Genomic DNA, 7,620 nt, shown 5'->3' on the forward strand with positions numbered 1-7,620 from the left:
AATGCGCCCCGCTCAGCCGCGCTGGCGGCATGCTCGTACTCCTCCAGGATCGCCAGCTTGTACTCGGCGGTGAACGTCCGCCGCTTGGGGCGGTCCGGCCCGGACGCACTGGGGTCGGAGGACGTGGTGGAGGCCATCAGGTCATCATCCCCCGTGGTGATGGCCATGTCCGTCATGCTCAACGTCACTATGAAGAAAATCCCGTTCTCGCCCTACTCATGCATCCAAGGACTCAATCGTCCCATGTCACACCAGTCTGGCAGGGAGGGATGCGGAACGACTCTCCTTCGGTGACCACGACGATGCTGTGGTGCAGGAGCCGGTCGAGCAGGCTGACGGCGGTGGTGTGCTCGGGCAGGAATCGGCCCCATTGGTCGAAGGGCCAGTGCGAGCCGATGCCCAGGGAGCGTCGTTCGTAGGCGGCGGCGAATCGGAACAGCAGTTGGGCTCCGGTGTCGTCCAGCGGCGCGAATCCGACCTCGTCGACGATGACCAGTTCGGCGCGCAGGATCGTCTCGATGACGCGGCCGACGGAGTTGTCGGCCAGGCCCCGGTAGAGCGTTTCGACCAGGTCGGCGGCGGTGAAGTAGCGGACTTTGTGCCCGGCCTGGAGTGTGCGCAGGAACTCCTCGGGCTTCCACCGCTGGGTCTTGGCGGTGACCAGCAGCTCGGGGGCCAGGCGGCGCATCGCGGCGAGCTTGAGCCGCCGCAGTCCGGCATCCAGGTCGGCGGCCAGCGCCGGGATCGCGGTCGCGGTCATGACACCTCACCCGCCGTCTCGGCCGGAGCTTGGCCGGTGGTGTCGATGGCGTAGGCCGACAGCGGCCTGGTCGGCACCGTCGGCAGCTCCAGGACCAGGGCGTCCCCGGCCGGGCGGGGCTGTGGGATGCCGACCCCGGCGGCGAGGATGGAGCGGACGTCGGCGGCTCGCCACCGGCGGAACTCCACCGCCCGCTTCAGGGCGGTGATCAGGACGTCATCGCCGTGGGCGGCGCGCAGAGCGGCCAGCTCGTCCAGGTCGGCGGCCAGGCGGGTGTTGCCCGAGGCCGCCGAGGCGGTCAGGAACGCCTCAGCGACCGGCCCGAGCGCCACGAACGCCTTCTCCACCTCGGTCTTGGGGCGCACTGCCCGCCGCGGTGCGGGCCTGGGCCCGCCGTAGTGCTCATCGAGCACGGACGCCTCGCCGGGAGGCACCGGAACATGCTCGGCGACGAACTCGCCGACGGTGGTGTCCACGATCCGCACCTTGCCGCCGGTCTCGACCACCGCAACCCTGCACCCGATCAGGCGGGTGGGCACCGAGTAGCGGGCCGACCCGAACCGCACACACGACAACCGGTCGACCTTCCGGGTGGCAGCGGCCTTGCCGATGACCGGACGCAGTGACGGCAGGGCCGACAGCAGCTCCCGCTCGGCCTCCAGACGTTCGGCCGGCACAGCGCAGATCTCCGAGTGCGGCACCGTGTTGACCTCATGGCACCACTGCCGGGCTGCGGCGTTGGCCGCCGTCAGGTCATCGAACGGGGCCTGCCGAACGACCAGGTCCCGCTTGGCGTAACCGACCAGGTTCTCCACGATCCCCTTCGATTCGGGGTCGGCGGCCTCGCACCAGTCCGGACCGAACCCATAGAACGTGGCGAAACGGACGTAGTCCGCGGTCGGCACCACCTTGTTGGCGACCACGCCGCCCTTCAGGCAGCCCATCCGGTCCGCCAGCACCACCCTCGGGACACCGCCGAGCTCCTCAAAACACTCGGCCAGCATCGACAGGGTCGTCTCGGCCCCACGTTGTCGGCGAACCGCACGAACCGGACCCGCGACCAGGCCAACACCGCACAGAAGACATGCAGCGCCCCCACGCTGCCCCAATCGATCGCCAAGATCTCACCCGGCGTCCACACCGCCGGACGCCGGCCTCGATGGTTGTCCCGCCGCCAGTTCCTCCTCACCTCAGCGACCAACCGCCGGAAGTTACGCGCCGACCCCGAGTATCCGGCCGTCCGCGCCACCGGCAGCAGCCGCTTCGCCGAGATCTTCCCGCGGGTGCCCTTCACCCTCTCGGCGACCAACTCAGCGACCACATCGTAGTTGTGGCCACGAGGCCTGCGGTCCGGCGCCTTGCCGCCGGCCTCCTGCCGTTCGATGATGCGCTTGACCGTCTTATGCGTGGTCCCGCACATCTCAGCGGCCCCACGATAGGTGCCCACCTGCTGGTAGGCAGCGACGACATCCATGATCTCCCTCGCAGATTTCACTGGGAGGCCCCCCGGGCGGTGATCGGTGACTGGCAGACACCGTCACGATCACCGCCCGGGGCTCACACTCCCCCAACGACACGTCCTACGAGAGATGGGGACTTTCAACTGGCCACCAGCGGGGACCTCAACCCGGCCACCTGCGGAGACTTTTACACGGCCACGGACACTCCTGCAGCGGGAGAAGGCGACAGAGTGCCAGGTGGCGTCCGCGTAGCGGCGCTCAGACCGTCTTGAGCATCCCGCCGTCGATCACGAGATCCGAGCCGCTCATGTTGGCTACTCGGCCAGAGGCGAGGAACACCACGAGCGCCGCGACCTCCTGCGGGTCGGCGAACCTGCCGGTTGACAGGCCGACGACCGTCGGAAGCTGATCGGTGAAGTTCTCCCGCGCAACGCCCGCGCGCTGGGCGAGCAAGTCGCCGGGTCCGCCCGGGGACGTCCACACGTCCGTCCAGACCGGGCCGGGAGAGATCGTGTTCACCCGCAGGCCGCGGCCACCGAATTCCTCGGCCAGTGCTTTGCCGAGGTTCGACAGCGCGGCCTTGGCTGCTGACTGGGCGACCAAGCGCGGTTGCGGCAGCCGGGCGTTGACTGAACTGATGTTGACGACCGCGCCGCGGCGGTCCAGGAGACTTGGCAGCGCCGCCCGCGCCGCGCGCACGGCCGACATGAACGTCAGATCGAACGTGTGACGCCAGGCATCGTCGTCGAGTTCGAGGAATCCACCGGCGGGTATCGAGGTGCCGGCGACATTGTTGACCAGCAGATCGATGCCGCCGTGCCGCTCGAGGGCGTACCGCACGAGGTGGCCGGGCCCGCCGGGGGTGGCCAGGTCGACCTTGAGCGCATCCGGTGTCGCTTCCTGCAGTGCATCGGTGACCGTGCGGCTGCCGGCGACGACCGCGAACCCGTCGGCGGCCAATGCGCGCACGATCGCCAGCCCGATCCCACGGCCCGCTCCGGTCACCACGGCGATGCGCGTTTTACCCGACGGTGTCATCGCAATGTCCTCCACCCGCTGCTGGGCTGCATGGTTCGAAATCTTCACGTCAGCAAGCATCCAGGTTGAACTATGGTTCAAGTCAATGAGTGAGCTGTCGATATCCGAACTACAGGCCCGCACCGGGCTGGCGTCGTCCGCTCTGCGCTTCTATGAGCGCAAAGGCCTGCTCCGCGCCACCAAGCGCGCGGGTGGCAAACGCATCTACGACGAGGACGCCGTCGAGCAGGTCGCGCTCATCGACCTGCTCAAACAGGCCGGTTTCACGCTGTCGGAGATCGCGGCCCTCGTCGGTCCGAGCGGCCGGACCGCACCAAACTGGCGAGCCGTGGCCTCAGCGAAACTGCGCGAACTTGACGACCGCGTCCAGCAGATCCAGCAGGCGCAAAAAGCGCTGCGGCACGCCCTCGACTGCCGGCACGACCACCTCGACGATTGCCCCGTGCACCACCGCATCCTCCGAGCACACGCCGAAGCACTCGCGGCGGCCGCGAACAACACCTCGCCGACCGCTCACCATCCCGGATCAGCCCAAGCAGGGCGCAGAGCAGCCGCCACATAACGCGAGCCGCTGATGGTGACGTGATCGCTACCGCGGCGCAACCTTCCAGCGCGCCAACACCAATCGCGCAGTCGCCGCGACAGGGGCCCACGTCAGGTAGTCCAGCCGACAGCCGCGCAGGCGTCCCGGCGTTGATTGCACCAAGCCGACCTAGGCGTGAGCTTCCCCCTGTTCTCCGGACACTTGGCCTGAGGTCACCGGTGATCATCAGGAAGGATGTTCCGCATGCCTGCACCTCACCCTCCGGAGTTCCGGCGCCGCGCGGTCGAGCTGGCGCGTCAGGGCGACAAACCCCTGCTCCAGCTCGCGAAGGATCTGGGAGTCAGTCGGTCGTGCCTGCAGAACTGGATGAATCAGGCCGACGCCGATGAGAAAGGCGGTGGAGAGCGGCTGACGAGCGGGGAGAAGAAGGAGTTGGCGGAGCTGCGGCGCCGTAATAAGCAGCTTGAGATGGAGAATGACATTCTCAAGCGGGCGGCGGCTTACTTCGCCCGGGAGAATGTCCTCCCAAAGTAACCTACTCGCTGGTCCGTGAACTCGCCGTCGACGGTGTCCCGGTCGCGGTGGCCTGCCGAGTACTGAACGTTTCAACGTCGGGATATTATGACTGGCTCGGCCGGCCTGAGGTAGATGCCTTGCAGGCCGGCTTCGCGCATGAGCCGTTCGACCCGCTTGCGGTTGATCTTCTCACCCAGACCCAACGTCAGTTCGGCGTGGACACGCGGTGACCCGTAACTGCCGCGGGACTCGGTATGGATTGCGCGGATCATCTTCGTCAGCTCTTTATTGCGGAGTTCGGTCGGCGGCCCGCCGAGTGCCTTGGCGTTGATCTGTCGGCCGGTCACCAGGCGGCGCGCCCCCTGAAGGCGCGCGCCGAGCGAGCAGTGACCTCATAGGAGCTTGATCACAGCAGGTCCCATCACAGTCTTGTCCGCCCGCCCGGCCGCGCTGACCACGCCGCCCCTGGAAGGACAGGCAGTCGTTGACCAGCATCTCTCACGCTCACCTCGAGCGCATCACCGTCGGAGTCGACACCCACAAGTACGCCCACGTCGGTGTCGCGTTGAACGAGATCGGCGGCCGTCTGGCCGAGACCACGGTCACGGTCAACACCGATGGCTACCAGCAGCTTGAGCAGTGGGCGTTGTCGCTGGGTGATAAAGCCGTGTTCGGGATCGAGGGCACCGGGTCCTACGGTGCGGGTCTGGCCTCTCACCTGCGGCGACGTGGCCACCGCGTTGTCGAGGTCGTTCGGCCTAATCGGCAGCAACGCCACTTGCGAGGAAAAAACGACGCCCTGGATGCTGAGAACGCTGCGCGGGCAGTGCCGGCTGGAACCGCGGCTGCCGTCCCCAAGTCCGGTGACGGTTGTGTGGAGATGATTCGGCAGATCAAAATCGCTAAGGACACTGCGGTGAAGTCCCGCTCGCAGGCGATGATCGCGCTGAAGACCACCATGGTCAACGCGCCTGCCGAACTGCGTGAAGAACTCGATCTACTGTCGGACCGCAAACTCCTTGAATACTGTGCGGAATTGCCCCATGAGGCGATGGAAACGCCAGCTGATGCGGCCCGCTACACCCTGCGAACCCTGGCTCGCCGGCACCGGAGCCTCAGTCAGGAGATCGACATTCACGAGCGCATCCTGCAGACCCTCACCGAACGTGCAGCACCCGAGCTCACCAGCGTCTTCGGGATCGGCTCCGACTCGGCCGCCGAGCTGCTCATCGTCGCCGGCGACAACCCCGAGCGCATTCAAGGAGAGGCCGTTTTCGCCAAACTCTGCGGCGTCTGCCCGATCCCTGCCTCATCCGGCAAGACCAACCGGCATCGCCTCTACCGAGGCGGACATCGGCAGGCCAATGCTGCCCTCCACCGGATCGCGCTCATCCGCATGAGATTCCACGAACCGACCATCGAATACGTCGTCCGCCGAACAGCTGAAGGAAAATCAAAAGCTGAAATCATGCGCTGCCTTAAACGATTTATCGCCCGAGAAATATACCATCTTCTGACGAGGAATAGAAATATGGGGATCCAGACGAGCGCCGCTTGACAAACATAGGAGCATCAACGCCATGGTGGAGTCATTCTGGGGAACGATGCAACTCGAACTGCTCGACACCCGGACATGGAAAACCCGCGAGGAACTCGCCAACGCGGTCTTCGAATGGATTGAATGCTGGTACAATCAATACAGACGCCATTCCGGCATCGGAATGCGCAGCCCCGCCACGCTCGAAGGGCTCTACCAGCCCTCAGACACGACCGTGTGACCACACCGCAGGTGCCCGTGCTACAGGGGGAAGCTCAATCCCTGGTCAGCCCACCGTCGCGCGACCGCCGTGACCGGTCACCTGAGCGCCCCCAGCGACCTACTTGAGTTACCACAGCTGGTCTTTCCGCTCGAAGAGCTGGTAGACGCGCTGAGGATCCTCGTCCAGCGCCTCCCGCAACTCGTCCTCAGTCACCGCGGAGTGGCCGAAGTTGGGACGTTCGGTGAGCCGAAACCCGGGGCTAGCGAGCCGGAGGGCATCGTGGTTGTGGTAACAGATGAACGGCAGGCCCGCCGCCTGCATGCGGAGGGTCAGCTCCCACTCGCTCCGTTCCGAGGCTGTGATGTACATCCCGCGGCCGCGCAGCTCGGGCAGGACCTCTTCGTACGACTCGACGGTCAGCGGGTTGCCGATGGTGTCGAGGTTCTGCACGTTCCGCAGGCCGAGCAGCGGGGTTAGGTCGGTGACCAGGTTCCGGTTGATGTTGAACTGGATCAGCGGCAGGTCATCCATGCCGTCCAGCGACGTCAGCCCGCTGTCGTTGATCACCAGGCTGTCCAAGGACGTGAGCCGCGAGATCGCCTTAATGTCGACGGCGTCGCAACCGAGCAGGTGGAGCATCGTAAGCCTGGCGCATCTTTCGATGCCGGTCAGGTCACGCGCATGCTGGATCACCAGCTCGTGGATCTTTCACCACTCGGCGTCCTCGATCGGCAGACCGTACCCGGCTGCGGACTCCAGCGCCTCCACAATGGCGGGGTCGAAGGTCTGGCTCATGATGCCTCCGTCTCGCTATTTGACCTGGTTCCGCTGAGTCTCTCGCTGGGCTTCGGCCAGGGTTTTGTGGACGACGCCGACGGAGACTTTGACTTCGGCGGCGATGGTGCGGATATTCTCCGCGCTGGCAGCGGGGCAGGATCGCGGCGCGTTTGTCGTCGTCGACCACGGGTCGGCGGGCCGCCGACCCGGCCGCGGCGGCCAGCGGCGTCCAGGCCGTTCTTGGATCTTGCAGGACGGTCGAGCATCTGGCGTAGCCGATCAGTTCTCCCACCCCGGGGAGCGTACCGTTTGGCCTCCCATCACCGGACACTTTCGCGGACTACCTATATAAGGCAGCATTCCCACAGGTCGCGCTCTCGCGAAACGGCGGCTTCAACTGTCTCGTTGAGGGGTCTCCAAAACGGACAGCGTTCAGAGGCGATTTCTCCGAGGCTACTGGGACCCCTTTGTTGTCGGTGCGGAGCAGGTGGATCTCAGACTGCGATCTACCCGATACGGGTCCGGGTCGATCAGGTCGGATGGCGTATTCGTCAGGTCGAACAAGTGCAGGCCCTGTTTACTGGTCACGGCCAGAGTCCGCCCATTCGGCAGCCAGCAGCAGTCCATCGGGTTCCTGCTGTCATTCGGGTCCGCGTAGAACCGGACCGTTGTCTCGATCTCGCCGCTGGCGGTAGCCCAGATACGTACTGTGTGGTCACCGACCGAGGCCAGGCGAGTGCCGTCGGGTGACTCGATCCGGACACA

Annotated in this window: 8 protein-coding genes and 2 pseudogenes; 4 read left to right on the top strand and 6 right to left on the bottom strand. The window is 65.9% G+C overall.

Going from position 1 to position 7,620, the window contains the following annotated elements:
• Window positions 1–232: 232 nt before the first annotated feature.
• The 3 genes and pseudogenes from HKK72_RS33125 to HKK72_RS33135 form a co-directional block, all read right to left on the bottom strand.
• The gene (locus tag HKK72_RS33125; protein ID WP_187238368.1) at window positions 233–760 is read right to left on the bottom strand and encodes an ATP-binding protein; all 528 of its coding nucleotides are present in this window, start codon (window positions 758–760) and stop codon (window positions 233–235) included.
• Window positions 757–2,255, bottom strand: a pseudogene (gene istA, locus HKK72_RS33130) (IS21 family transposase). The gene HKK72_RS33125 and the pseudogene istA overlap by 4 nt, the downstream one beginning before the upstream one ends.
• Before the next feature lie 223 nt (window positions 2,256–2,478).
• Entirely contained in the window at window positions 2,479–3,318 is an 840-nt protein-coding gene (locus HKK72_RS33135) for an SDR family NAD(P)-dependent oxidoreductase (RefSeq protein ID WP_261987437.1), read from the bottom strand.
• A gap of 25 nt (window positions 3,319–3,343) precedes the next feature.
• On the opposite strand from HKK72_RS33135, the gene HKK72_RS33140 reads away from it, so the two are divergent.
• Together HKK72_RS33140 and HKK72_RS33145 are read left to right on the top strand one after the other, a co-directional pair.
• The gene (locus HKK72_RS33140; RefSeq protein WP_187238369.1) at window positions 3,344–3,820 is read left to right on the top strand and encodes a MerR family transcriptional regulator; all 477 of its coding nucleotides are present in this window, start codon (window positions 3,344–3,346) and stop codon (window positions 3,818–3,820) included.
• A 225-nt stretch (window positions 3,821–4,045) separates the two neighbouring features.
• Entirely contained in the window at window positions 4,046–4,336 is a 291-nt protein-coding gene (locus HKK72_RS33145; RefSeq protein WP_187238370.1) for a transposase, read from the top strand.
• 71 nt (window positions 4,337–4,407) lie between these two features.
• Here the strand turns inward: HKK72_RS33145 and HKK72_RS42970 are convergent, their stop codons facing one another.
• Window positions 4,408–4,665, bottom strand: a complete 258-nt coding sequence (locus tag HKK72_RS42970; protein WP_187238371.1) for an IS3 family transposase — start codon at window positions 4,663–4,665, stop codon at window positions 4,408–4,410.
• A 137-nt stretch (window positions 4,666–4,802) separates the two neighbouring features.
• Between HKK72_RS42970 and HKK72_RS33155 the strand changes: the two genes are divergently transcribed.
• Together HKK72_RS33155 and HKK72_RS33160 are read left to right on the top strand one after the other, a co-directional pair.
• Window positions 4,803–5,876, top strand: coding sequence for an IS110 family transposase (locus HKK72_RS33155; RefSeq protein WP_222721444.1), 1,074 nt, complete (start codon window positions 4,803–4,805; stop codon window positions 5,874–5,876).
• Window positions 5,877–5,892: 16 nt separating this feature from the next.
• Window positions 5,893–6,096 (top strand): annotated as a pseudogene (locus tag HKK72_RS33160) (integrase core domain-containing protein); the annotation flags it as partial.
• Between the two features lie 108 nt (window positions 6,097–6,204).
• On the opposite strand, the gene HKK72_RS33165 reads toward HKK72_RS33160, so the two are convergent.
• Both HKK72_RS33165 and HKK72_RS40255 read right to left on the bottom strand, forming a co-directional pair.
• Window positions 6,205–6,771 (bottom strand): hypothetical protein, encoded by a 567-nt coding sequence (locus HKK72_RS33165; RefSeq protein WP_187238373.1) that lies wholly within the window; start codon window positions 6,769–6,771, stop codon window positions 6,205–6,207.
• Between the two features lie 537 nt (window positions 6,772–7,308).
• Window positions 7,309–7,620: hypothetical protein (locus HKK72_RS40255; RefSeq protein ID WP_222721445.1), on the bottom strand; the 312-nt coding region annotated here is incomplete at its 5' end.

The sequence above is a fragment of the Actinomadura sp. HBU206391 genome (assembly GCF_014323665.1).
Classification (GTDB): Bacteria; Actinomycetota; Actinomycetes; order Streptosporangiales; family Streptosporangiaceae; genus Actinomadura_C.